The sequence below is a fragment of the Microbacterium sp. 10M-3C3 genome (assembly GCF_003931875.1).
In the GTDB taxonomy this organism is placed as follows: Bacteria; Actinomycetota; Actinomycetes; order Actinomycetales; family Microbacteriaceae; genus Microbacterium.
Window position 1 is genome coordinate 91054 of the sequence record NZ_CP034245.1, and the last position, 25356, is coordinate 116409.

The 25356-nt window shown below is 66.4% G+C and carries 21 protein-coding genes; 16 read left to right on the top strand and 5 right to left on the bottom strand.

Annotated features, from left to right (window positions below; all coding sequences use genetic code 11):
• Window positions 1-12: 12 nt before the first annotated feature.
• The 13 genes from EI169_RS00440 to EI169_RS00500 all read left to right on the top strand — a co-directional run bounded on the left by EI169_RS00440 (window position 13) and on the right by EI169_RS00500 (window position 14649).
• Window positions 13-1230 (top strand): CoA transferase, encoded by a 1218-nt coding sequence (locus EI169_RS00440; protein WP_125129971.1) that lies wholly within the window; start codon window positions 13-15, stop codon window positions 1228-1230.
• Entirely contained in the window at window positions 1227-2039 is an 813-nt protein-coding gene (locus EI169_RS00445; protein WP_125129973.1) for an enoyl-CoA hydratase, read from the top strand. Before EI169_RS00440 ends, EI169_RS00445 begins: the two co-directional genes overlap by 4 nt.
• A complete protein-coding gene (locus EI169_RS00450) occupies window positions 2036-2905 on the top strand; it encodes an amidohydrolase family protein (protein ID WP_164515390.1) in 870 nt (289 codons plus the stop codon). The genes EI169_RS00445 and EI169_RS00450 overlap by 4 nt, the downstream gene beginning before the upstream one ends.
• 47 nt (window positions 2906-2952) lie before the next feature.
• A complete protein-coding gene (locus EI169_RS00455) occupies window positions 2953-3726 on the top strand; it encodes an RraA family protein (RefSeq protein WP_125129977.1) in 774 nt (257 codons plus the stop codon).
• A gap of 67 nt (window positions 3727-3793) precedes the next feature.
• On the top strand, window positions 3794-4984 hold the full coding sequence (locus EI169_RS00460; RefSeq protein WP_125129979.1) for a fumarylacetoacetate hydrolase family protein: 1191 nt from the start codon (window positions 3794-3796) through the stop codon (window positions 4982-4984).
• Entirely contained in the window at window positions 4981-5940 is a 960-nt protein-coding gene (locus EI169_RS00465) for a C-terminal binding protein (RefSeq protein ID WP_125129981.1), read from the top strand. Before EI169_RS00460 ends, EI169_RS00465 begins: the two co-directional genes overlap by 4 nt.
• A gap of 16 nt (window positions 5941-5956) precedes the next feature.
• Window positions 5957-7399, top strand: coding sequence for an aldehyde dehydrogenase family protein (locus tag EI169_RS00470; protein ID WP_125129983.1), 1443 nt, complete (start codon window positions 5957-5959; stop codon window positions 7397-7399).
• A gap of 28 nt (window positions 7400-7427) precedes the next feature.
• Entirely contained in the window at window positions 7428-9887 is a 2460-nt protein-coding gene (locus EI169_RS00475; protein WP_125129985.1) for a glycoside hydrolase family 2 protein, read from the top strand.
• A gap of 209 nt (window positions 9888-10096) precedes the next feature.
• The gene (locus EI169_RS00480) at window positions 10097-11140 is read left to right on the top strand and encodes a toll/interleukin-1 receptor domain-containing protein (protein ID WP_240640513.1); all 1044 of its coding nucleotides are present in this window, start codon (window positions 10097-10099) and stop codon (window positions 11138-11140) included.
• Window positions 11141-11258: 118 nt separating this feature from the next.
• On the top strand, window positions 11259-11918 hold the full coding sequence (locus EI169_RS00485; RefSeq protein WP_125129987.1) for a hypothetical protein: 660 nt from the start codon (window positions 11259-11261) through the stop codon (window positions 11916-11918).
• Window positions 11919-11966: 48 nt separating this feature from the next.
• Window positions 11967-12998, top strand: a complete 1032-nt coding sequence (locus tag EI169_RS00490; protein WP_125129989.1) for an XRE family transcriptional regulator — start codon at window positions 11967-11969, stop codon at window positions 12996-12998.
• A 15-nt stretch (window positions 12999-13013) separates the two neighbouring features.
• A complete protein-coding gene (locus EI169_RS00495; protein ID WP_125129991.1) occupies window positions 13014-14120 on the top strand; it encodes a hypothetical protein in 1107 nt (368 codons plus the stop codon).
• Between the two features lie 235 nt (window positions 14121-14355).
• Window positions 14356-14649, top strand: coding sequence for a hypothetical protein (locus EI169_RS00500; RefSeq protein ID WP_125129993.1), 294 nt, complete (start codon window positions 14356-14358; stop codon window positions 14647-14649).
• A gap of 145 nt (window positions 14650-14794) precedes the next feature.
• Here EI169_RS00500 and EI169_RS00510 read toward each other — a convergent pair whose 3' ends face one another.
• Window positions 14795-15373: a cellulase-like family protein gene (locus EI169_RS00510; RefSeq protein ID WP_164515391.1), complete on the bottom strand. Its 579-nt coding sequence runs from the start codon at window positions 15371-15373 to the stop codon at window positions 14795-14797.
• 199 nt (window positions 15374-15572) lie between these two features.
• Between EI169_RS00510 and EI169_RS00515 the strand changes: the two genes are divergently transcribed.
• The 3 genes from EI169_RS00515 (at window position 15573) to EI169_RS00525 (ending at window position 20794) form a co-directional block, all read left to right on the top strand.
• A complete protein-coding gene (locus tag EI169_RS00515; RefSeq protein WP_346427100.1) occupies window positions 15573-16412 on the top strand; it encodes a pyruvate, water dikinase regulatory protein in 840 nt (279 codons plus the stop codon).
• 20 nt (window positions 16413-16432) lie between these two features.
• Window positions 16433-18844, top strand: coding sequence for a phosphoenolpyruvate synthase (ppsA, locus tag EI169_RS00520; protein ID WP_125129999.1), 2412 nt, complete (start codon window positions 16433-16435; stop codon window positions 18842-18844).
• A 213-nt stretch (window positions 18845-19057) separates the two neighbouring features.
• Window positions 19058-20794, top strand: coding sequence for a GAF domain-containing protein (locus tag EI169_RS00525; RefSeq protein WP_125130001.1), 1737 nt, complete (start codon window positions 19058-19060; stop codon window positions 20792-20794).
• Between the two features lie 10 nt (window positions 20795-20804).
• Here EI169_RS00525 and EI169_RS00530 read toward each other — a convergent pair whose 3' ends face one another.
• The 4 genes from EI169_RS00530 to EI169_RS00545 form a co-directional block, all read right to left on the bottom strand.
• The gene (locus tag EI169_RS00530; protein ID WP_125130003.1) at window positions 20805-22487 is read right to left on the bottom strand and encodes a sulfite reductase flavoprotein subunit alpha; all 1683 of its coding nucleotides are present in this window, start codon (window positions 22485-22487) and stop codon (window positions 20805-20807) included.
• Window positions 22484-23854: an aldehyde dehydrogenase family protein gene (locus tag EI169_RS00535; RefSeq protein ID WP_125130005.1), complete on the bottom strand. Its 1371-nt coding sequence runs from the start codon at window positions 23852-23854 to the stop codon at window positions 22484-22486. Before EI169_RS00535 ends, EI169_RS00530 begins: the two co-directional genes overlap by 4 nt.
• A 149-nt stretch (window positions 23855-24003) precedes the next feature.
• Window positions 24004-25149 (bottom strand): NAD(P)/FAD-dependent oxidoreductase, encoded by a 1146-nt coding sequence (locus EI169_RS00540; RefSeq protein WP_125130007.1) that lies wholly within the window; start codon window positions 25147-25149, stop codon window positions 24004-24006.
• Entirely contained in the window at window positions 25146-25355 is a 210-nt protein-coding gene (locus EI169_RS00545; RefSeq protein WP_125130009.1) for a ferredoxin, read from the bottom strand. The genes EI169_RS00540 and EI169_RS00545 overlap by 4 nt, the downstream gene beginning before the upstream one ends.
• Window position 25356 lies beyond the last annotated feature (1 nt).

Consider the following 25356-nt stretch of genomic DNA (forward strand, 5'->3'; position numbering starts at 1 on the left):
GAAGGCTCCCCCATGTCCCCGATCCCCGACTCCGCCGACTCGTCGCGGCGACGCGCCCCTGCCCTCGACGGCATCCGCGTGCTCGACCTCACCCAGGTGATGTCCGGCCCGTTCTGCACGATGGTCCTCGCCGATCTCGGCGCGGACGTCATCAAAGTCGAGAGCCCCGACAAGGGCGATCAGACCCGCAAGTCGTGGGGATACTCGGTGATCGGGGAGGACAGCCGCGCATTCCTGTCACTCAACCGGAACAAGCGCAGCATCAGCCTCGACCTCAAATCGGCGGAGGGGCGTGAGACCTTCTTCGCACTGGTCCGCACCGCGGACGTGGTCATCGAGAACTTCCGGCCGGGCGTCGCCGCACGGCTCGGGGTCGACTACGCCGCGGTGCGGGCCGCCAACACCCGGATCGTCTACGCGAGCATCTCAGGATTCGGGCAGACGGGCCCGTACGCGCAGTACCCGGGATACGACCTCATCGCGCAGGCGATGACCGGGGTGATGAGCGTGATGGGCGAGGAGGGCGGTGCGCCCATCAAGTCCGCCATCCCGATCGCCGACCTCGGTGCCGGCATGTTCTGCTGCATCGGCATCCTCGGGGCCCTGTTCGCGCGAGGCGACGGGCCGGAGGGGCAGTATCTCGAGACCTCGCTCTTCGAATCGGCGCTCGCCATGTCGGTGTGGGAGTCGACGGAGTACTGGTCGACGGGGGAGAGCCCGCGGCCGCTCGGCTCGGCCAACCGCATGTCGGCGCCGTACCAGGCCCTGGCGACCGCGGACGGGTACCTCACGATCGGCGCCAACAACGAGAAGCTCTGGAAGCTGCTGTGCGAGGCGATGGACGCGGCGGATCTCTTCGCGGACCCGCGCTTCGTCGACAACAACCGCCGCATGGACAACCGTGCGGCCCTGGCAGCGGAGCTGGAGCAGCGCCTGGCGTCGGGGACGACGGACGAATGGGTGACGCGATTCCTGGCGCACGGGGTGCCGGCCGGCCCGATCCGAGACTATGCCCAGGTGCTCGACGATGATCCGCACGTGCGCGCCCGCGGCATGGTCTCATCGTTCGAGCACCCCGTGGAGGGTGTGACGAGCGTGCTCAGCTCGCCACTGAAGCTCTCGGGTACGCCAGTCGACGTGCGTCTGCCTCCGCCCCTCCTGGGCCAGCACAACGACGAGATCCTCGCCGAGCTGCGCGCCGACGCGAGCCGCACGGCAGGCGTCGCGTGACACGCTCGGGCCAGCTTGAGGCTCCGGCTCCGGCGGGCGTCCATTCCTCCTTCGCCGAGGCAGTCCTGACGCTCACGCTCTCGCATCCGGGCAAACGGAACTCTTTGACGACCCGGATGTACGCGCAGCTCGCCGACGCGATCGCCCGAGCTGCAGGCGATGACAGCGTGCGTGCGGTGGTGATCCGCGGAGACGATGACGGCGGCGGTTTCGCGGCGGGGACCGACATCGCATCGTTCGCCGACTTCTCCGGCGCCGCGGACGGGCTCGCCTACGAGCGACGCGTCGGGGAGATTCTGAGCGCGCTGCAGGATCTGACGGTGCCCACGATCGCCGAGGTGCGAGGGGCGGCCGTCGGAGCGGGACTCGCAATCGCGGCCAGCTGCGACATCGTCCTCGCCGAGCGCGGCGCCGTGTTCGGCGCCCCGATCGCCCGCACGCTCGGCAACTGCCTCCCCGCGCCGGTCATCGCCCGTATCGCCGCGCGCATGGGGCCGGCGCGGGCTCTCGGCATGCTGCTCACGGCATCGCTCGTACCGGCGGAGGACCTCGTCGCGACCGGGTTCGTCACGCGGCTCGCCGAGCCCGGACAGCTCGAAGAGCTCACCGAGACGACGCTGCGCGGCATCCGTCGATCTGCCCCGCTGACGCTGCGAGCCGTCAAGGAGACGGTGCGCCGGATCGAGGCGGCCACCCCGATACCCGACAACGAGGATCTGCTGGCCCTCTGCTACGGCAGCGACGACTTCGCGGAGGGCGTCAGCGCCTTCCTCGGCAAGCGTCATCCCCATTGGAAAGGAACCCCGTGACGGCGATCATCGACGCGCACCAGCACTACTGGAAGACCGCGGCGCAGGAGCAGCCCTGGCGCGAGGCGCACCACGCCGGGCTGGAGCGCGACTTCGAACCGGAGCATCTCGACCCGCTCCTGGCGACCGCCGGCATCGCCGGCACGGTGGTCATGCAGTCCGTCGACGAGCCGGCCGAGAACGATCGGCTGGCCGCCTACGCTGCCCACCCGACCGTGGCGGGCGTCGTCAGCTGGCTGCCCGTGCGCCGCCCGTCGGAGGCGATGATCGAGCTCGATCGCCTCACCATCCCCAAGCACGTCGGGGTGCGGTGCCTCGTCGCCGACGACCCCATGGACTGGTTACATGATCGCGAGGTGCTCGCGCTCTTCCAGGAGGTCGCCGCGCGCGGCCTGGCCTGGGACACCGTCCCGATCACCGCGGCACAGGTAGCGAACGTCACCGCGCTCGCCGCCGCGGTGCCGGACTTGCGGGTCGTCGTCGATCATCTGGGGCGCCCCCCGATCGACACGGCGGGATGGGAGCCGTGGGCGACGAACATGGCCGGCCTGGCCGCGCTGCCCAACACCTTCGTCAAGGTCTCGATCGGCATCAACGTGCTCTCGGCCTGGGAGCGGTGGGATGCGGCCGCCGTCGCCCCGTACATCGCCGAGATCGTGCGCCTGTTCAGCGCCGACCGCCTCATGCTCGCCAGCAACTGGCCAGTGGTGCTGCTGCGAACGGACTACGAAACAGCCTGGCAGGACCTGGCGACGCAGGCCCTCGCGCTCGAGCCTACAGAACACGGACGGCGCAGCATCCTCGGCGGCACCGCCACCCGCGTCTACGGGCTCGAGCGCTTCGCCGCCGTCGCCCGATCCCGCTGAACCCACAGATCTCCGGCTGGACCGCCGGATTTAAGGAGAAGGAACACATGACCATCGAGACCTCCACCACGCGCCCCGGATTCCTGTACGACAAGGCGGACCCGACGAAGATCGGCAGCCTCTACCAGCACCTCCGCGTCTGCGACGTCGTCGACGCTCTCGACGGCATCGGCTACTTCAACATCGGCCTCATGGACAAGGAGGTCCGGCCGCTGTGGTCGGGCATGCGCTTCTGGGGTGAGGCGGCGACCATCCGGTGCGTACCCTCCAACCGTCCGATGTGGAAGCTCGACACCACCGAGGACATCGTCGCCGCGCACGGCCGCTGGTTCGCCGAGGTGCCGCACCCGAAGCTCCCGACAGACCTCGAGCCGGGCCACGTCGTCGTCATGGACGCGGGCGGCGGCCCCGAGGTCGGGTTCTGGGGCTCGGAAAACGCGATGGCCGCGGTGCTCGGCGGCGCCGTCGGCATCATCACCGACGGGTACTGCCGCGACACCGCCGAGGTCGAGGCGCAGCGCAGCCCCGTCGTCGCGCGCTATCGCGGCCGCAGCATCATCCCCGGCCGCATCATGGCCATCGAGACCCAGGGCACCATCGCCTGCGGCGGGGTGCAGGTGAACCCCGGTGACATCGTGGGAGCCGACGACGACGGTGTGGTCGTGGTGCCGCGCGAGGTCGCGGAGGAGGTCGCCGTCCACGCGCGCGCCATCCTGCTCGCGGACATGAACGCGCGCAAGCGTCACTACGAGAGCCTCGGGATGCAGCCCGACAGCTCGATCGACATCGACGCGATCCTGCAGTACTACGCGGACGTTTGATCCGCCGCCGCCTGCGCCGCGCGGCGCAGGCGGCGCCCCGCCCGTCCGAACGAACGAGAAAGCAGCCATGGATTACCGCCCCTTCGTCGACCGTCTCCTGCCCGCCGACCCCACTGCCGTCCTCGTCGGCCGGGCGCAGCTACCCGGAGAGACCGGTGCTCGGATCGTGACTGTGCGCGACGGATCCCTCGTCGACATCACGCGCACGGCGATCACGATGTCGGATCTGCTGGAACGCCCCGACGCGGTGGACGTCGTCCGCACCGCGCCCGCCGATGAGCGCTGGGACCTCGACGCAGCGCTCGCCGCGACCCTGAGCGGGGGTGCAGAGGCGCCGCGGCTGCAGAGCCCGATCGACCTGCAGGTGATCAAAGCGGCGGGTGTGACCTTCGCGCGGAGCATGATCGAACGCGTCATCGAGGAGAAGGCCGGCGGAGACGCGACCCGTGCGCAGGAGGTGCGAGCGCGCGTGAGCGACGTCATCGGCGGCGCGATCGGCACCGTCCGTCCGGGAGGGCCGGAGGCGGCGCGGGTCAAGGAGGTGCTCCTCGCCGAAGGGCTGTGGTCGCAGTACCTGGAGGTCGGCATCGGACCCGATCCCGAGATCTTCACCAAGGCCCCCGTGCTCTCCAGCACCGGCACGGCCGCTCCCGTCGGAGTGCTCGATCGATCCACGTGGAACAACCCCGAGCCGGAGGTGGTTCTCGTCGTCACGTCCGCCGGTGAGCCGATCGGCGCCGCGCTCGGCAATGACGTGAACCTGCGCGACTTCGAGGGGCGCAGCGCTCTGCTGCTCGGGGAGGCGAAGGACAACAACGGCTCGTGCGCGATCGGCCCCATGATCCGGCTGTTCGACGAGGGCTTCGATCTGGACGCGGTCACCGCGCTGACGGTCTCGTTGCGCATCGCGGGCGATGACGGATTCCGGATGGACGACGAGAGCCGGATGAGCGAGATGAGCCGGACGCTGCCCGAGCTGATCTCGCACACGGTGGGCGCCCACCACCAATATCCCGACGGCTTCGTGCTGTTCACCGGGACGCTCTTCGCGCCGACACAGGACCGGGACGAGCCCGGATCGGGCTTCACCCACAAGGAGGGCGACGTCGTGCGCATCTCCTGCCCCGAGCTCGGCACCCTCGTCAACCGCGTGGCGGCCTCGGAGAACTGCCCGCCGTGGACGGTCGGCATCCGCGCCTTCTTCTCCGACCTCGCCGACCGCGGGCTGACCGGGTCCCGGGCGAAGGTGCCCGCGTGAGCGCGCCGCGCATCGTGGTGACGGACCACGCCTTCCCCGGCGTCGCCCATGAGCAGGCGCTCGCCGCGCGCTGGCAGACCTCGGTCGTCGTGCGCCAGTGCGTCTCGGAGGAAGAGACTATCGAGGCGGTCGCCGGTGCCGACATCGTCTTCGTCAACTTCGCGCCGGTGACGCGTCGCGTGCTCCAGAGCATGTCGGCGAGCGCCGTCGTCATCCGCTACGGCATCGGCTACGACAACGTCGACGTCGCCGCGGCCCGGGAGCTCGGCATCCGCGTGTGCAACGTGCCCGATTATGGGGTCGACACCGTCGCCGACCACACCGTGGCCTGTCTGCTCGCGCTGCTGCGCAGGACCGGCTCCTTCACCTCCGCCGTCCGCACCGCTGGCTGGCTCACGCCCGCCGACATCGGGCCGCTCCGCGGGTTCGCGCAGACGATCGTCGGCCTGGTCGGCACCGGCCGGATCGGCCGCGCCGTCGCCGCGCGGTTGCAGCCGTTCGGCTTCCGCGTCGTCGCGTTCGACCCGTACGTGCAGGCCGACGACCTCGCCTCGCTGGGCATTGAGGCGACGACCTTCAACGACGTGATCGCGCGCTCGCACGCCGTGTCGCTGCACGCCCCCCTCACCGAAGCGAATCGCGGACTGATGGATGCGGCGACGCTCGCGGCGATGCCGCCGGGCTCCGTGCTCGTGAACACGTCGCGCGGCGGTCTGATCGACGAGGCCGCGTTGGTCGAAGCGCTGCGCTCAGGTCATCTCGCCGGTGCCGCGCTCGACGTGTTCGACCCCGAACCCCTCGCCCCCGTATCGGCGCTGCGGGAGCTCGACGACGTCATCCTGACGCCGCACGTCGCCTTCTATTCCGACAGCTCTCTCGACGCCCTGCAGCGGCTCGCCTCGGAGGAGGCGGAGCGTGCACTGATGCACGAGCCGTTGCGCTGCCCGATCGTCTGAACGCCAGGAGGACACCGTGACCACGAGATACCGCCACCTCATCGACGGACGCTGGGTCGACGCGGAGCCGGCGATCGAGAACATCAACCCCTCCGACACCTCGGATGTCATCGGCGTCGCCCCGGCCGCGGATGCAGCGGTGGTCGGCGAGGCGATCGCCGCGGCCTCACGCGCGGCGCGGGGGTGGGCGCAGAGCACCCCGGAGGAGCGCTTCCTCGTGCTCGACGCCGCGGGGTCGGAGCTGCGCGCACGGAAGGACGAGCTGGGGCGGCTCCTGGCCCGCGAGGAGGGCAAGGCCGTCGCGGAAGCCACGGCCGAGGTGGTCCGCGCGTCCCAGCTGCTGAAGTTCTTCGCCGGGGAGGCGCTGCGCGTCGGCGGTGAGGTCATACCGTCTGTGCGGCGCGGTCTTACGGTGGAGGTGACGCGGGAGCCCATCGGCGTCGTCGGGATCATCACCCCGTGGAACTTCCCCGTCGCCATTCCGACGTGGAAGATCGCCCCCGCGCTCGCGTGGGGCAACGCGGTCGTCTTCAAGCCCGCCGAGAATACGCCGGCCATGGCGTTCGAGCTCGTGGACGTGCTGCAGCGAGCGGGTCTTCCCGCGGGTGTGCTGAACCTTGTCTACGGCAAGGGCTCGATCGTCGGCGCCGCGCTCGTCGAGTCGCCCGAGGTCAACGGCATCAGCTTCACGGGAAGCGCGCCGGTCGGCCGGCGGATTGTGGCCGCCGCCGCGGCCGCGACCACGCGGGTGCAGGCCGAGATGGGCGGGAAGAACCCCCTGATCGTGCTCGACGACGCCTCGCTGCCGAAGGCGGTGGAGGTCGCCGCGAACGGCGCCTTCTTCTCGACCGGCCAGCGATGCACGGCGTCCTCGCGCCTCATCGTCGCCTCGAGCGTGCACGACGAGTTCGTCGAGCGTCTCTCGCGTCGTATGTCGGAGATGAGGGTGGGGAACGCCTTGGACCCCGAGACCGTCATCGGGCCGGTCGTGGACGCCGCCCAGTTGGAGCAGGACCTTCGCTACCTGCGCATCGCCGCGGAGGAGGGGGGCGCCGTCACCGGGGGTGAGCGCGTCGAGCGCGCCACGGACGGGTACTTCCTGTCCCCGGCGCTCGTCACGCGCACCGACAACGGCATGACCGTGAATCGCGAAGAGGTGTTCGGGCCGGTGGCATCCGTCATCCGGGTCGACGGGTACGACGAGGCGCTCGCCGTCGCCAACGACACCGAGTTCGGCCTCTCGGCCGGCATCTGCACGACCTCGCTGTCGGCGGCACGCCACTTCGTCCGTCACTCGTCGGCGGGAATGGTGATGGTCAACGCTCCGACCGCCGGCGTGGACTACCACGTGCCCTTCGGCGGCGCGAAAGGCTCCAGCTACGGTCCGAAAGAGCAGGGGACCTACGCGCGGGAGTTCTTCACCCGCGTGAAGACCGCCTACATCGACGCGGATGGCTGACCCGACGCCTCGGACGAAGGGATCTCGCATGAGCGCTCCTCTCGAGCTGACCGACGGCTGGACCCTCTCGGTGTCGGACGCGTCGCGCGGTGTGCCGCCGCATGTGCGGGCGGCGCTTCCGATCGCCGCGACGGTTCCGGGGACGGTGCACACAGATCTGCTCGCGGCCGGGCTCATCCCGGATCCCTACCTCGACACCAACGAGCTGTCGCTCGACTGGATCGGCCGGGCGGAATGGATCTACGAGCGCGACCTGCCTCGTCTGCCGGCGGCCGATGCGCTCGCTCCAGCGCTCGCGTTCGACGGGCTCGACACCGTCGCGAGCATCAGCGTGGATGGCGTCGAGATCGGTCGCACCGCGAATCAGCATCGCCGCTACGAGTTCGCGCTCGGGTCCGCGCTTGACGTCGCCGGGCCGCATCGGCTGGCGGTCACCCTGCACTCGGCCTGGGATCACGCGCAGGAGCGGGAGGCACGGCTCGGGGCGATGCCCAACGCCTATCCCGCGCCGTTCCCGCACATCCGCAAGAGCGCGTGCAACTTCGGCTGGGACTGGGGCCCGACCCTCGTCACGGCGGGCATCTGGCGCTCCGCTCGCCTTCTCGGGACCGCGCCGCGGCTCGCGGACGTCGAAGTCACCGCGACGGTGGAGGACGCACACGGCGCGGTGAGGATCGAAGCGCGGGCGGTGGGAACGGCGGGCGCCGGGTGGAGCATCCGCGCGGTCGTCGGCGGCGAGGCGGCTGAGGACGTCGTCGGCGCCGGGGAGACCGTCGCGCTGCGCGTGGAGCTGGACGCCCCCCGGCTGTGGTGGCCCCGGGGTCTGGGCGCGCAGCCGCTGTACGACGTGCGGGTGCAACTGCGTGATCCGAACGGGCGCGTCGTGACCGAGCACGAGACCCGGGTCGGATTCCGGTCGCTGGCGCTGGATACGGAGCCCGACGAGGAGGGGACGCCTTTCACGTTCGAGATCAACGGGGTGAACCTGCCCATCCGCGGGGTCAACTGGATACCCGACGACTGCTTCCCCTCGCGCATCACCGAGGAGCGCCTGCGCGAGCGCCTCGCCCAGGCCGCGGATGCCAACGTCAACCTGCTGCGCGTGTGGGGCGGCGGCATCTACGAGAGCGACACCTTCTACGGGATCTGCGACGAGCTCGGTCTGCTCGTCTGGCAGGACTTCCTCTTCGCGTGCGCCGCATATCCCGAGGACGAGAAGCTCGCGGCCGAGATCGAGGCGGAGGCGCGGGACAACGTGCAGCGGCTGCGAGAGCATCCGAGCCTCGTGCTGTGGAACGGCAACAACGAGAACATCTGGGGATGGTTCGACTGGGACTGGCAGCCTCGACTCGGGGACCGAGGATGGGGGCTGACCTACTACCTCAAGACGCTGCCGGCGATCGTCGCCGAGCTCGATCCCAGCCGGCCCTACTGGCCGGGCAGTCCGTACTCCGGCACGATGAGCGTGCACCCCAACGCCCCCGCCCACGCGCTGACGCACATCTGGGACGTATGGAACGACGTCGACTACACCGTCTACCGCGAGTATCGGCCGCGCTTCGCATCGGAGTTCGGCTGGCAGGCTCCGCCGACCTGGTCCACCATCACGGCGTCGATCCGCGACGAGCCGCTGACGCAGACCTCGGCGGGGATGCTGCACCACCAGAAGGCCCACGACGGCAACGGCAAGCTCGAGCGCGGCCTCTCGCGACACTTCGCCGTGCCGGACGACTTCACGCACTGGCACTTCGCCATGCAGCTGAACCAGGCCCGCGCCATCCGCCTGGGCGTCGAGCACTTCCGTTCGCTGCGCCCGCTGAACTCCGGCACGATCGTCTGGCAGCTGAACGACTGCTGGCCCGTCACGTCCTGGTCCGCGATAGACGGCTACGGTCGCAAGAAGCCCGTGTGGTACGCCCTGCGCGCGGCGTACGCGCCCCGGCTCCTCACGATGCAGCCGCGCGGCGACGGACTCGTGCTCGCCGTGACGAACGACGGCGGTGACGCGTGGCGCGAACCGTTCACCGCGAGACGCGTCCGATTCGACGGCACCGTACTGGCGACCCACACGAGCCGATTCGCCGTCGACAGGTTCTCGGGGACGACTCTCCCGCTTCCGGACGACATCGCGCGGCCGGATTCGGCTGCTGAGGAGGTCGTCGAGGTGGTCACGGGCGCCGGGGCGCGCGCATTGTGGTTCTTCGCCGAGGACCGCGACCTCGCCTATGAGGCTCCTCGCATGACCGTCTCCGTCGGGCGGACCGGAGGCGGCGTCGTCGAGGTCGACGTCACCGCGCACGTCCTGATGCGCGATGTGACGTTGTTCCCCGACCGGCTCGCGCCGGAGGCCGAGTCCGACAGCGCGCTGGTCACCTTGCTGCCGGGGCAGCGGCACGTGTTCCGGGTGGTGGGGGTGCCGGAAGGGCGGGAGGAGCAGCTGTCGCGGCATCCGGTGCTCTGCAGCGCCAACGACCTCGTCACGCGCTGAACCCGGCTGCGCATCTTTGACGGTGGCTCCCGTTTGCAGGGGAGCGGCGGCTTTGGGGGAATGTCGGGAACGTGGTGAGATGACACTGGATGTCGCGCTATCCGGCCTGTTTCGGGCGGTCGCGGTCGACTTTGTCGTGACACTTTCCCCGCTGACCTGCCTCACGACTGGTCGAAGTCAGATTCTTGGCACGCCGAGCCAAGAATTCGGTGGCACCCTACGACGGCCGCGAGATTCTCGGCTCGGTGAGCCGAGAATCGGTTGCCGGGATCGACGGCGTCTCGTTTCCACGCAGCACCTGGTGCCACAGCCCGTGGCACATTCCTGGCGAAGCGGAAGGTGGCGCATTGGTCCTACAAGCTGTGGGACCTTCGCGGGCGAGCGGTGGCGAAGGTCTGCGCGCCCCGGCAAGGGTGGATCTGGAAGCGCCGATTGATCGACGATTCGTCGGGCAGTTCTGTTACAACTTCCAGAACACCGCGATTCTCGCCACAAGACCGATGTCGGAGGCGCCGGTTACGATCAACATCGTGAGTGGATGTACAGCACCGGTGCACGGCCATCGGACGGCAAGCGGAGCGGCGGCGTGCCCGGTTCATGGGGGTCGAGGTTACGGCTACTCATCGTCGCCCCGTCCGTACTACTCGTCGCCTTCCTACACGCCGCGCGGCGGCGGCGCGACGGGCAGTAGCGGCGGGTCCAGCGGTGGCCGTGTGCGACCGAATTGGTCACCGAGCGGTTCCGCAGTGACGTATACGCCTGCCGAAGTGCGGGCACTGACTCCAGTACGTCGCTCCGTTGAGCTGAGAGCTCGGCAGCAGCCGGACCTGCGGGATGTCTTCCTCTGCCATGCGTGGGATGACCGGCGGGGTTCCGCGTCGGAACTGCATGGCCTACTCGAAGCTCGGGGGGTCTCGGTGTGGTTCAGCGAGAAGGACATCGTGCTCGGACAGCCGTTCCTCCGCGAGATCGACAGGGGCTTGGCGAAGTCGCGCACGGGACTCGTTCTGGTCACGCCAGCCCTGTTGAAGCGGGTCGATAGTCGAGGTGTCTCCGACAAGGAGCTCTCGGAGCTTCTCTCACGCGACCTGCTGATCCCAATCGTGCACGAGACCACCTACGACGAGCTCCGCGCGGTCAGCCCCTTGCTCGGTTCTCGAAACGGGCTGAACACCGCGGACGACACGATGGAAGAGATCGCGACCAAGATCGCGGAGCTGGTCGCGGTTGAGGATGAGCTCGTGGCGAGTTGAGCTTCCGTTCGTTCGCAGCGAAAGCGTGTTGGCTCTCGCGACACTCCGAGCGACCACTGTGCGTGTTTCTCAACCACAAATGAGGTAGAGTTTCACGCATCGAGCAAGGAGGCGCCCCGTGGCGATTGTGAATCTCTTCCCCCAGCAGCAGCCTGACGACGAGCGCCGCCTTGCTGAGTTCGACCTGTCCTCCACCGACTTCCACACGGCCTTCCGTCCGGGGCTGAGTCGGGCAGTCAACCGCTCGGAGCTCGCTCCCCCGAACGCGGCGGGCACCGATCTCTATAACGACACTTTCGAGCTGCTGGCGCAGATCCTTGTCGCCCGCGGCTGGCGGAAGACCGTCGTTATGGGGCAGCCTCGGGTGATCCACCCGGATGGGAAGTGTCAGCTCGCCCTTTCGTCGGCTCAGGATGTCGCTGATCCGGATCACCGCGTGAGTCCCAAGACTCGCGGCAAGGGGCCCGCGACCCAGCGCTCACTTGACTCCGATCTCCCGAAGTCGCAGGTGCCTCTTCCTCTGCCGGAGTGGGTGGAGAACGACGCGGAGCTTCCGCCGAAGCTCAAGGAGGCGCCGCTCTGGTTCGTGCTCTACGAGCGCGAAGGCACCTTCCTGTCGCTCGGACTTGGCCGTCCGGCGGGCATGGACGACTCCGACCGGGTCGTCGAGTGGAGCGACACGATCGACATCACTCCGTTCGACGGCGTAGGCGACCTCAGCGTCTTCGACTCGGACGGTGATGGCGACATCGACGTTCCCGTCGAACCCCGCGACTGACAATCCCCGGCTCCCCACAACTTCATCCCGACTAGGTCCCCTCCGAAGATGTTCAGTCCAGTCCGCCTCAAGCTGGCCCGCCAAAGGCGTGGCCTCACACTCACCCGCCTCGCCGAAGTGAGCTCGGTTTCGCTTCGGTCGCTGACCAACTACGAGAACAACGGCACTGAGCAGCCGTCCGATGAATCTCTCCGCAAGCTCGCCGATGCGCTCGACGTCTCCCCGGAGTATTTCCATCGCGACGAAGTCGAACCTGTGCCGGTCGAGGCGGTGAGCTTCCGCAAGCTCTCGAAGACGTCCGCGACCAAACGGGATGCGGTGCTGTCGTCAGCGACTCTTGCTCTTGAGCTGTTCGACGTCATCGATCGGCAGTTCAAACTGCCGGAGTCGGGGATACCGACCTACGACAAGTTCTCCCCCGAGCAGGCCGCTGAGATGGTGCGTCAAGTGTGGGGGCTCGGCGACAAGCCGATCTCCAACATGGTTCACCTACTCGAAGCCAAGGGCGTTCGCGTGGTCTCGTTGGCCCACGACTACACCGATATCGACGCCTTTTGCTTCTTCCGCGACTCGGTTCCTTACATGTTCGTGAACACCACCAAGTCGGGCGAGCGACAGCGATTCGACATCGCTCACGAGTTGGGCCACCTCGTTCTTCACGACGAACGGGACATGACGCCGAAGGACTCTCGAGAGCGCGAAGCCGAAGCCAACGCTTTCGCAGCGGCCTTCTTGATGCCTGCAACTGGGCTCCACGCCCAGGCGATGTGGAGCGCCAGCATCCAGAAGATCTTCGCGGCCAAGAAGCACTGGAAGGTCTCGGCCATGGCGATGACCCACCGCCTCCACGAACTCGAAATGCTCAATGACTGGCAGTACCGCTCGACCGTTGTGACCTTGTCCAAAGCCGGCTACCGCAGCAGCGAGCCGGACGGCATGATCCCCGAGACCTCACAGCTTCTGCGCAAGGTTCTCTTCGGGCCGAAGGGCGTGTCGATCGGTCGTGCCGCAGAAGAGCTCGCGGTGCCTTCCCGTGACCTGTCGGCGCTCCTGCAGGGCCTCGTGCCCGTTGCGGCGTAGGGGATCGGCGCGACATTGGATCTGACCGACTTCGATTTCTCGCTGCGCTGGCCGCAGGAGCTGTTCACATGGGAAGCGCGACGCATCGCCGCCCTGAGGACCAAAGAAACCTTCACGAACATGGTCGTCTGCCTGTTCTCTGAAGCCTTCATGGACGGCGACATCGCCGAGCAGCTGGGTGTCCCGGTCACGCGAAACGTCTTCGATCAGCAGCCCCGGGGGTCTGAAGCCGCCGACGTGCTGAACGCGCTCCTCAAGGACCAATCGCTGCTGCACAAGTACGAGCCGCCCAGGTACTGGCTTGAGCGGAAGGGTGGAGCCAGTGCGGTCACTCGGCAAAAGCCCCTCTCGAAGGCGTTCGTGGAGCTGATCGACGAGATGCGCGACCTCGACTACTTCCCGAAGGTCCTGGGCAAGGGATGCGTCGATGACGGAGGCTCTTGGGGTGAGTTCACCCGCAACGCCAGCGCCGAGATCAGCAAGGCGATCCACGCGGACGTGACTTGGCCACTCGATGAGAGCACTCTCTCCGTCCCCGACGACGTCCTGTACGCGGTGATCGAGTACCTCCACGATCAGGCTCAGCGACCGCGGACTCGGTCGCTTCACTCGTACGGCGGTTGCGGCTGGCATTACGCCGACCACAACAAGGAGTCGGGCGGAGTCGTCTACCGCTGGCGGGTGAACGAGCTGCTCGAACGATACGGCGTCGGACTGCGCCTGGGCAGCAAGGGCTCGGAGAAGGGCAGGCTGATCCGTCACGCCGGTCTCCAACTCGACGAACTGGCAGACGAGCTGAGCGAGACTTCGGCCCATCCCGACGAGAGGCTGATCGCCGACGCCATCCACCTCTATAGGGCGAGATCTTCGACCACGGTGCAACGTCGCGCGGCGATCACGCAGTTGGCCAACTACTTGGAGAAGCACCGGCAGACATTCAAATCGAGGGAGTTCACCAAGGGGGACGAGTCTGATCTCTTCAATATCTTCAACAACTTCGCCATTCGGCACGGCAAGGGGGTTCAGAAGGGCGAGTACGGTGACGAGTTCCTGGACTGGATCTTCTGGACAAGCCTCGGCGCAATCAAGCTTCTGAAGGGGCTGAGTCAGCGCAAGGTCTGAGCCCCCCGTGGTCCGGCAGCTCGGGCAGACAACAGAGGGCCGGATCGCTAGCTGGCTAGTTGAGTCGTCTCGACGCGTTCCCTACGAGAACTGTCGATAGCGAGGTGACCGCATCAAGTGTCGTTCTCCGAGCTCTTCGGCCGCCTATCGTGCCCGTGCCGACAGTACCGGCATCCTTCGGCGTCCTGACTGAGCGCATCTTCCCGGGCCACGGACGGGCACGTAGCATCGGAACATGCGTGCAGATGCTGTCCTCGGCCCAGCCGGTGACGGGTTCGGTGCCGCTCAAGCCGCGGAGTTCGTCGAGTTCGAGATCGGGTACGACGACGTGGCCGAGCTCGATCGCCTGGCAAGCATCCACGGCGGCGACCGCTCGGCGTTCCTTTCCGAGGCGATCCGGGTGATGGGTGCTCGGGAGCGGGCCGTTCGGCTGCAGATGCTGCAGGAGCGGATCCATGCGGCGATCGGCGGGCCGAGGGCCTCGGAGCAGGTCACCGCCGATGTGCGGCAGGTTCTCAAGGGGACGTAGCCATCTCGCGAGGCGGCCACGGGGCCCTCTTGGAGCAGTAGGGGCATCCCGTGCCCTTGGCGCGATTGTTGACCTTCGTCTTCCAGGTGTGCCCGATCCGGCACCTCCAGGTGGCGCGGTAGCTCGAGGAGGACATCGCTTCCGATTACTCACGTCCACTCCTGTGCAGGGTCGGGGCGGGTAGTCGCGAGGCCGGTCTCGCCCGGGACGACACGTCTGCCGGCATAGAACGGGCAGCCGGTATGCCGGTGAATTGCGGCCCACAGAAGTTGCTCGTCGCGATCCCGATCCAGCGCTCCTGCTCGATCGCGGTCCGCACGCCGAACTCGCACAGTTCCCTGACCCACTCCCACGGGAGGTCGTCGCGGTCCTTCCAGTTGACGATCGCCCAGCATTCCGTGGTGATCAGCGGGAGGGCACGCGCACGCGACCACTCCGCGACATTGGTGATCGCGTTGCGCAGAGTTCGGCGCCAGCGGTCCTCGTCGGCTCGGTAAGTGCTCTCGGCGCGCTCGGCGAGGATGTCCACTTGCCGCCAGTCGAAGGAAGATGCCTCCATGTCGTATCCGACCTCTTTGTAGAACGCTCCGCGCGATCCCGTCATCCAGACATGTGGCTCGAGGAAATCGAGGAAGCTCACATCCTCGTACCGCCAGGCCTTGAGCTCCTCCGAGACCGAGAGCGTCAGTGGGATGCGGGGGTGACGTTCCCGGACGAGAGCCACGGCCTCTGCCCCCAGCGTTGCACGACTGGATCAGTCCGCGGGAGTGCCTGCGCGGCCTCCTCGCTCTGAGTCGGCCTGACTCTCGTTCCTAACGAGAGCCGGGGGATGCTGATATTCCGGTGGATGGCGCGCTTGCACACGGCGTTCCGATGGGCGGTGCGTCGGGCACACCGTTTGTATCCTCACGTCGTTGATTCTGGTGCTCGGGGTGATGCCGATGATGAGTGCCGTACCGCGAAGAGCGGTGTTCTTCGTCTCCGACAGCACCGGGATCACCGCCGAGACGCTCGGCAATGCCCTTCTTGCCAACTTCCCGTCGTTTTCCTTTCAACGTCATACTGTGCCGTTCATCGACTCCTTGCAGGGCGCACATCGTGCAGTGGTCGACATTGCTGGCTCTCATGCGCGAGGGCTGCGGCCGATCGTCTTCACGACGATCAAGAACCCCGATGTCGTTGCCATCATTGCGGCAGCGCCGGCCACGCGGATCGACCTGCTGCGCGGCCATCTCACAGAGCTGGAAGATGCACTGGAGACGACCGCGACACAGCAGCTTGGCCAGTTCCACACTGTTGGTGATACGGAGCAGTACTTCACCCGCATGCGCGCCATCGAGTACGCGATCGAACACGACGATGGCCAAAGCATCCGCGCGCTCGATCGCGCCGAGGTGATCATTCTTGCTCCAAGTCGATGCGGTAAGACGCCCACCACCATGTACTTGGCGCTGCTGTACGGGCTTCTGGTCGCCAACTACCCCCTCACAGATGATGACTTCCACCTGGATGGGCTGCCGGACCCGATCGCACCACACGTCCACCGTTGCTTCGGCTTGACCAGTACCGCGTTGCGGCTCAGCCAGGTCCGGCAGGAACGAAGGTCCGGCTCCACGTACGCGAGCGTGTCGCAGTGCGCACGGGAGTTGCGCCGCGCCGAAGACCTGTATCGCCGGCACGGCATCCCATTCCTGTCCTCAACGACCAAGAGCGTCGAGGAGATCTCTGCGGTGATCATGCAGGCCTTCCGGCTGCGCACCTGACCATTTCGAAGGAGAGCGTTATGACCAATATCCTCTGGTTTGACCAAGTCGGTATGGCCGACCTGCCTCGTGTGGGAGGCAAGAACGCCTCGCTGGGCGAGATGGTTTCGAACCTGACCCGGCTGGGCGTGCGCGTGCCGCCGGGATTCGCGACCACCGCAGAGGCCTATTGGCGATTCCTCGAGCATGGTCATCTGCGTGAGCGAATCGCCGAAGCGATAGCTGCGGTGGACGTCGACAACGTCGTCGAGCTCGCTCGAGTGGGCAGTGAGATCCGCGGATGGATCGGGGAGCACCCGTTCCCGGCAGATCTGGATGAGGACGTTCGGTCGGCGTTCGCCCGTCTGCTCGCAACAGATCCCGAGCCAGACCAAGTGACGTGGGCTGTGCGGTCGAGCGCGACCGCCGAGGATCTCCCCGACGCGTCCTTCGCCGGGCAGCAGGAAACGTTCCTCAATATTGGTGGGATCGACAACATTCTGGCCGCGATCCGGCTTGTGTTCGCGTCGCTGTACAACGATCGGGCGATCGCATATCGAACACATCACGGTTTCGCACATGACCAGGTGGCGCTCTCTGCGGGAGTGCAGCGGATGGTGCGCTCGGATGTCGGCGCCGCCGGGGTGATGTTCACCGTTGACACCGAATCCGGGTTCGATCAAGCGGTGTTCCTCACGTCTTCGTACGGGCTGGGCGAGGGAGTGGTGCAAGGTGCGGTGAATCCAGACGAGTTCTATGTGTCCAAACCGGCTCTGCGTGCCGGACGGCCGGCCATCCTCAAACGGGCAGTTGGCGCGAAGGCAATCGCGATGACTTACACGGACGCGCAGTCAGCGGGAACCAGCACGGCCTTCGCCGAGGTGCCCCCGGCGCGACGTCTTGTGTTCTCCCTGACGGACAGCGAAGTCGAACAGCTCGCTCGTCAGGCACTGGTAATCGAGGAGCACTACGACCGACCGATGGACATCGAATGGGCAAAGGACGGGATCGACGGTGAACTGTACATCCTCCAGGCTCGACCCGAGACTGTCGTGTCCCGCGCCGCTGCGAACGAGCTGCGGCGGTTCAGGCTGACCGGCACTGGTCCTGTCATCGTCGAAGGCCGTGCCATCGGTCAGCGGATCGGCGCCGGCCCGGCGCGCGTGCTCGCAGATCACACCGAAATGGCGGCTTTCCAGAGCGGCGACGTCCTCGTCGCCGACATGACCGATCCCGACTGGGAGCCGATCATGAAGCGCGCAGCAGCGATCGTCACGAACAGAGGGGGACGTACCTGCCATGCCGCCATCATCGCCCGCGAACTCGGTATTCCTGCCGTCGTTGGGACAGGTGACGCCACGCGACGAATTCACGACGGCGATGAGCTGACCGTTTCCTGCGCGCAGGGAGATACCGGGTACATCTACGAGGGACTGCTCGAGTACGCCGAAGATGTCACCCAACTGGATGAAATGCCGCGCACGGCCGTGAACATCATGATGAACGTGGGGTCGCCCGATCAGGCGTTCGCCTTTGCCCGCCTTCCGCATCGCGGAGTGGGGCTGGCGCGTCTGGAGTTCATCATCAACCGCGAGATCGGTATCCACCCGCGCGCCCTGCTGGACTTCGAAGACCTTCCCGAGTCATTGCGGGAGCAGATCGCTCCGCGTATCGCTGCCTATTCGTCCCCGCGCGAGTTCTATATCCAGCGGCTCATCGAAGGCGTCTCCACGCTAGCGGCAGCGTTCGCGCCACAGCCGGTGATCGTGCGCCTGTCTGACTTCAAATCGAATGAGTATGCCAACCTTCTCGGCGGCCGTGAGTATGAGCCCAGCGAAGAGAACCCGATGATCGGTTATCGAGGCGCCTCTCGCTACCTGTCACGCGACTTCCGGTCTTGTTTCGAGATGGAGTGCGCGGCTCTGCGGTTTGTCCGCGAAGAGATGGGCTTCACCAACGTGCAGGTGATGGTGCCGTTCGTCCGCACCCTCAGCGAGGCGAGTGATGTTGTGGACTTGCTTGCTACGAATGGGCTTCGCCGAGGGATCAACGGCCTCAAGTTGATCATGATGTGTGAACTCCCCGCCAACGCGATCCTTGCCACCGAATTCCTGGAGCACTTCGACGGGTTCTCCATCGGGTCGAACGACATGACACAGCTCACTCTCGGCCTCGATCGCGACAGCGCGCTGGTGGCAGCCTCGTTCGATGAGCGCGATCCAGCGGTCCTCAAACTGCTGTCGTTGGCAATCGAAGCCTGCAAAGCGCAGGGGAAGTACGTCGGAATCTGCGGTCAGGGCCCCAGCGATCACCCCGACTTCGCGCAGTGGCTGACGGAGCAAGGCATCGACTCGCTCTCGTTGAACCCCGACAGCGTCGTCGATACCTGGCTGCAGCTCGCGACCGATTCTGTCCCCTCTCGCAAGGAACCAGCATCAACGTCGCCGTCGTAGCGGTCTGAGTCTCGGAGAGTCCTCGCGCACTGACGTCCGCGCGAATGTCGATCCGTTTGTCGCCTCGCTCACGCCTGAGAGGCGTAACATGTGCATTCTGCACATACGACTTGGGTTCTCGGGTGGGTTCGGAACACGCGTGACGATCGGACCGGCCCCTAGAGTCTCGTCGGTGCGCGACGACGCGCACCGTGACCCCGAAGGAGTGGATCCGTGTCACCCACCCGACCGACCGTGCTCGCCGAGCGGCGGGCTACCGTGCTCTCCCAGCTCGTTCTCTTGTTCGCACAGGGGAAGGACCCCGTCGAGCTTGCAGACGAGGCGGTCCGTCTCGTCGCACGGGCAACCGATACCGCGGCGGTCTTCGTGTATTTGTGGGACGACGAGGAGGAGCGTCTTGTACTGAGGGTCGCGGGCGAGGTTCCCCAGCAGAGCGGAGTGGGAGAGATCCGACTCCGTCTGGGGGAGGGGATCGCAGGCTGGTCGGCATTGCGCCAGAAATCGGTGATCATCGATCGCCGCCCTGCGGATGACCCCCGATTCGTCGGAGTCGACGCGATCGAGGAAAGCGAGTACAACTCGATGCTCGCAGTGCCGATCGCGGATGAGCAGGGTCAGTTGCGCGGCGTGTTCGCGCTGTACTCGCGGAAGGAGTCCGCATTCGGTGATGATGAACTGGCAATCGCAATGGAGGTGGGTCGTCTGCTCGCGTCCGGCCTGGTCCGTGCTGAGACGGTCGAAGATCTGAACAGACAGTCAGCGAACGCTCACTTTCTCCTGGACTTCCCGACGTCATCGCGCACATCGGTGGTGCCGGCGTTGCAGTTTGCGGCGAAGCGGTTGCTGGATCTCCTCGACACGGACGTGTGTGTCCTGGAGTACATCTCGCGCAGAGAGAGCGGTGCGGCCCCGATCGTGTTCGCGTTCCGTTCACCTCTGGGTGAACATCGCATCTGGTCGACTCATTCGCGGGCATCAGCTCAGGCCACGCTGCATCAGCAGTCCGCCGGTCTTGAGCACGCCTCGGTCTCCCTTGGGGTGGGCGCGTCTCGGGGCATTCTCTCGTGCTACCGGGCTTCTCGATTCAGGTCGCATGACTTCGAGCGTCTCAGTGCGTTGGCAATGCAACTGAGTGTGCTCTTGGAGGCTGTCGATCTGAACTCCGTCGGCTCCTCTTTGGCGACACAGCTTCGCTTCACGCAGGATGATGCGGAGGCTGCTCGGATTCTGGGCGAACTCGGGTTCGACGGGCCGGTGTGCCCAGTACTGGTGCGTGTGCACAGTGTACGAGGGGATTGGGAGGCGTCAAGTCGCATATTGAAAGATGCCTTGTCGAGCGCTGCTGGCCCACGGGGTGTGGTGCTGCTGCAGTCGACATGGGGCATCGTACTCGCGGAAGCGACAAGCGAGAGGGCGTCGCACGAACTCGGTGACCGGGTGCTGCAGGCCACCTCGAAGGTTGCGGAGGATGTCGGACTCGAAGCGTCGATCGGAGTGGGCAGTGTCGCCGCGTCCGCGGCTCTGACGCGACAGGCGATAACGCATGCGCGCCAGGCCCTGCGATGGACCGAGACATACGGTCGTGGCGGACAGGTGACGCTGGCATCATACGACGAGGTGCGAGACCTCCTTCCGTTGACTGACGTCGTCGGGTCGATGCTGCCGGCGGTGATCGCGCAGCTCCGCGTGCTGGAGCCGTTGATGAAGTATGACGCGGCGCAGGGTTCTGAGCTGGTGAAGACACTCTCGGTGCTGTCCAACTGCGGAGGTTCGGTGAACGAGGCAGCGAAAGAGCTGGTGATCCATCGAAACACTCTGCGGCAACGACTGCAGCGGATCGAACATGTGCTGGGGACTTCGCTGGAGGCGACGATGGATTGGGTCGTGCTGACATTGGCGACTCGTGTCACCTTGGCGCGAATGGTCGACAGGCGTGTCGCGCGGCGGTAGCGGGGACCGCTCAGTACACGTCCTTCACGTAGCGGCCTGCCGCCTTCAGCTCAGCGAGTGCGGCGCGACCCGAGGCGCCGGTGATGTCTTCATCGTTGAGGATCGCTTCCAGCGCCTGATCTACGTCGGGTGCCATACGAGCTTTGTCGCCGCAGACGAACACACATGCGCCATCAGCGATCCAGGAGCGGATACGGTCGCCTTCGGCGAGCATCTCGTGCTGCACGTAGTGCTTCGTCGGCTGGTCGCGGGAAAACGCGAGACTGAGGTGCGTGAGTCGTCCGCTGTCGGCGAACTCGGTGAACTCGGCCTCGTAGAGGAAGTCGGTGTTTCGATGCTGGTCGCCGAAGAACAGCCAGCTGCGGCCTGTGGCCGCTGACGCGTCTCGTTCACGCAGGAAGGCGCGGAAGGGAGCGACCCCCACACCAGGACCGACCATGATGATGGGAACGTCAGATGCGGGAAGCTGGAACTCATGCGCGGGGAGCCGTCGGGTCGGGAATGTCTTGCCGTCGTGTGCACGTGCGTCCAGGAACGCGGTCGCGGCACCACGCTGCATGCCGCGACCTGAGGTGTACTCGACGCCGCCGACGGTGAGGTGGACGCGCCCGGCGTCGGCGAGCGGGCTGGAGGCGATCGAGTAGTCGCGGTGTTGCAGCGGGCGCAGCTCCGCGAGAATGTCCCCGATGGGCAGATCGACGCACTGCAGTTCGGTGAGGACGTCAAGCACGTCTCGTCCCCACAGCCAGGCATCGAGCTGGTCTCGGTTGCCGGACTGGATGAGTTCGGTGATCTGCCGGATGGGTGCGCTGTCCGGACGACGGCGGCCCAAGCCCACGACCAGGCCCGGATGGGGAAGCCGCAGTTCGACATCGTGGGTGAGGATGTCACGCAGTGTCCGGGTGGTGCCCTGCTCGGTCAGGCTGGGGTTCCCGAAGGCGGCGACCCATTCGTCGACGAGTGCGTCGGGATTGGCGACGAACACTGAGATCGAGTCTCCTGGCGCATAGTCGAATGGCCCGTCATCGAAGGCCAGTTCGTAATGCACGACCTGTTTCGACGAGCCGGGCAGCGAGAGCCGCCGTGACGCGACGACACGGGTGGCCCGCAGTGGATCCGCGGTGTGGAAGCCACCGTCTTGTGCCCTTCCGTTGGCGTCTGGCTTCGCGTCCGGCGTGTCCGCCGCCCACGCAGGGCTTGCGAGAAGCGCTGTGACAGCATCGGATGCCCATTTGCCGGCGCTGAACTCGAAGTCGATGTCGCAGTCGATCCCGTCGATCACCCGCACGGCGCCGAGCGTCGCAAGGCGCTGGTCGATGTCGTGTCCGGCCTTGCAGAAGTCTTCGTACATGGAATCGCCGATCGACAGCACGGCGTAGGGAAGCCCCTCCAGCGCGGCGGGGGCGAGCGAGGCGAGCCACTCCCAGAATTCGGCGGCGTTGTCGGGCATGTGCCCGTTGTCGTGTGTGGAGGTCACCACCAGCAGCCTGCGCAGGCTGTGATTCTCGGCGTGCAACCAGTCCTCCAAGGAGGACACGGCGACGTTGTGGCCATCCTTGTTCGCTTTGGTGTGAATCTGATGGGCGAGATACTCGGCGTTGCCGGTCTGACTGCCGAAGAGGATAGTCAGCTCGGCGGTGTCGGACGCGGTCATTGTTGGTCCTTCGCCTCGGACGTCGATGACGGTGCTCATGATGCGGTGCTGATGAAGATCGACTTGTGTTCCGTGAAGCTGCGGACACCTTCCATGCCCAATTCCCGGCCGACGCCGGACTGTTTGAAACCGCCGAACGGAACTTGTACTCGGATGGAGGAGTTGGAGTTGATGGACAGTGTGCCGCTTTCCACTCCGCGGGCGACGCGCAGTGCGCGTCCGACGTCGTTGGTCCAAATGGATCCGCTAAGCCCGTAGATCGTGTCGTTCGCGAGCCGCACCGCTTCTTCTTCGGTATCGAATGGGATCACGACGGCGACCGGGCCGAAGATCTCGTCCCGGGCGGCGCGTGTGGCGGCTGCCGGGTCGACGGCGATATGAGGCGCCATCCAGAATCCAGGCCCCTCGGGCGCTTCACCGGCGTACACCACGTCCAGATCGGCATCCAGGAAGGTCTGCACGCTCTGGCGGTGTTCGGCGGAGACCAGCGGGCCCAGGTCGGTTGTCAGCTGTGCGGGATCTCCGATCCGCAGTGCCCGGGTCGCGTCGATGAATCCCTCGAGGAACCGGTCGACTACAGATCGCTGCACAAGGATTCGGCTGCGGGCACAGCAGTCCTGACCGGTGTTGTCGAACACTGCCCAGGGTGCGGCGAAGGCGGCTTTGTCGACGTCGGCGTCGGCGAACACGATGTTCGCGGATTTACCGCCGAGTTCGAGGGTTACTCGCTTCATCGTGGCGGCGCTGGATGCGAGGATCGACCGGCCCACTTCGGTGGAACCGGTGAAACTGATCTTGCCGACTCGGGGGTCGTCGATGAGTGCACCGCCGACGGTGCTACCACCGCCGGTGACCACTTGGAGCAGGTCGGGGACCGGAGTGAGCTCTGCGGCCAGTTCACCCAGACGCCTGGCAGAGAGCGGTGTGAGGCTGGCAGGCTTACTGATCACGGCGTTGCCTGCCGCCAGTGCGGGGGCGATGCTCCAACTCGCGATGGGGAGCGGGAAGTTCCACGGGGTGATCACACCCACCACTCCGACCGGCTCACGGAAGGTCATGGCGACACCGCCGTCGACCGGGATGGTCTCGCCGGTGAGCTTGTCGATCGTGCCGGCGTAGTAGCGGAACACGCTGGCGACGCTTTCCGCTTCGGCTAGCGCGGCTCGCAGCGGTTTGCCTACGTCCTGCGACTCGAGTGTCGCCAGCTCGTCACGATGGACGTCGATCGAGTCCGCGAGATCGTAGAGAAACTGCTGGCGTCGACCGATCGGCAGGGCGGCCCACACGCGCTGCGCGTCGACGGCACGCGCGATCGCGTCGTCGACCTCAGAGTGGCTGTAGGCGTGCACCTCGCCGATCCGTGTTGCGGTCGCCGGGTTCCACACGGGAATGGTCTGCTCGGTCATCAGTCCTCATCTCAGGGCGGCGGGCTCCTGCGCTCGTCACCGTCCGCCTACCTTCCTCCGAAGGCCAGCCGGTTTCGGCGTGCGACGGGCACCGAAACCTCTGGGGTGGTGTGCAAACAGCACACCACCCCAGAGGCTTTCATGGAGGCTCATGGTCGCATCAGAAGTTTCGCTATGCGGGGCTGTGCGTTGATTCCGATCCATGCCGTCTGTTCGTCTTCGCCGATCCGGTAGAGGGCGGACTGGCGATCGGGGTTCTCGAACTCCAGACTGACCGGCGCGGCGGGGTGAAGTTCGCCTACGATCTGCACTTTCCGTCCGGCTATCTCGGTCCAGAAGTAGGGCAACGGCGCACGTTGCCGTTCGGCGTAGCAGAAATCTTCGGCCAGTTGCGCCCCGTGCTGGCGGGCCGCCGCCCAGCTTTCGGTGCGGCTGAGGGAACCGTCGGCGCTTCGGCGAGTGACGACATCACCGATAGCGAATACGTCAGCGGCTGGGCTCCCGGATTCGCTGACGACCCGTCCGCTGTCGTCGACGAGGAGAGCACCGTTGACGAGCAGTCCGCTGTCGGCCAGCCATGCCACGGCGGGCCGGGCTCCCACAGCGCTGACCAGCACATCTGCTTCGAGGGGTTGCTCGCCGGTCAATTCGACGCGCCACGTGTCGTTCATAGAGATTCGGGTGATGTCGACGCCCCAGTGGCATTCCACGCCCGCTTGCTCCAGCCACTGCGTCGCCTCGTGAGTGAGGTGGCCGGCGAGGAGTCGTTCCAGTGGCCCCTGGGCGCGGTCGAGCAGCACCACACGAGAGCCACGGGCTGTCAGGGATGAAGCGAGCTCGACTCCGATCGCGCCGGCTCCGATCACGATCACGGATTGACCGTCTTGGGTCTGCTCACGCAGCCGACGTGCATCCGCCGCACTGCGCAGGACGGTCGTTCCAGGTGGTTCGACAGGCAACCGGATGGGTACGGCACCGGTGGCGATCACCAGCGTGCCGTAGAGCACGTCGTGCAGCGCTTCGTCAGCCGTGCGCACGCGGAGGACATGCTCGGTGACGTCGACATCGGTTGCCGTCGCCGGCAGTAGCCGCACGTCCAGGTCGCTCCAGTCAACGGCGATATCCTCCTGCTGCCCCGCGGTCAGATAGTGCTTGGACAGCGGCGGCCGGTCGTAGGGCGCATCGAGGTCATCGTCGACGACGAGGATCGGTTCACTATTGCCCAGTTCACGTAAGCGCTCCACGAACGCCGTCGTCGCGACCGAGGCACCGACGACAACCAGTTGCTCGCTCATGAGGTGACGTCGGCTCCGATGACTTTGATCGCACGTTCCGGACAGTTGCGTATCGCTTTGCGGACGTTCTCCTCCTCGTAGGATCCCTCCCTGCCCTCAATGACGTGCCCGTAGCCCTCGTCGTCGATGAAGAACGTCTCTGGTGCGAGCATGAAGCAGCGGGCGTGTCCTTGGCATCGGGCGGGGTCTACCCAGACTTCGGCCATG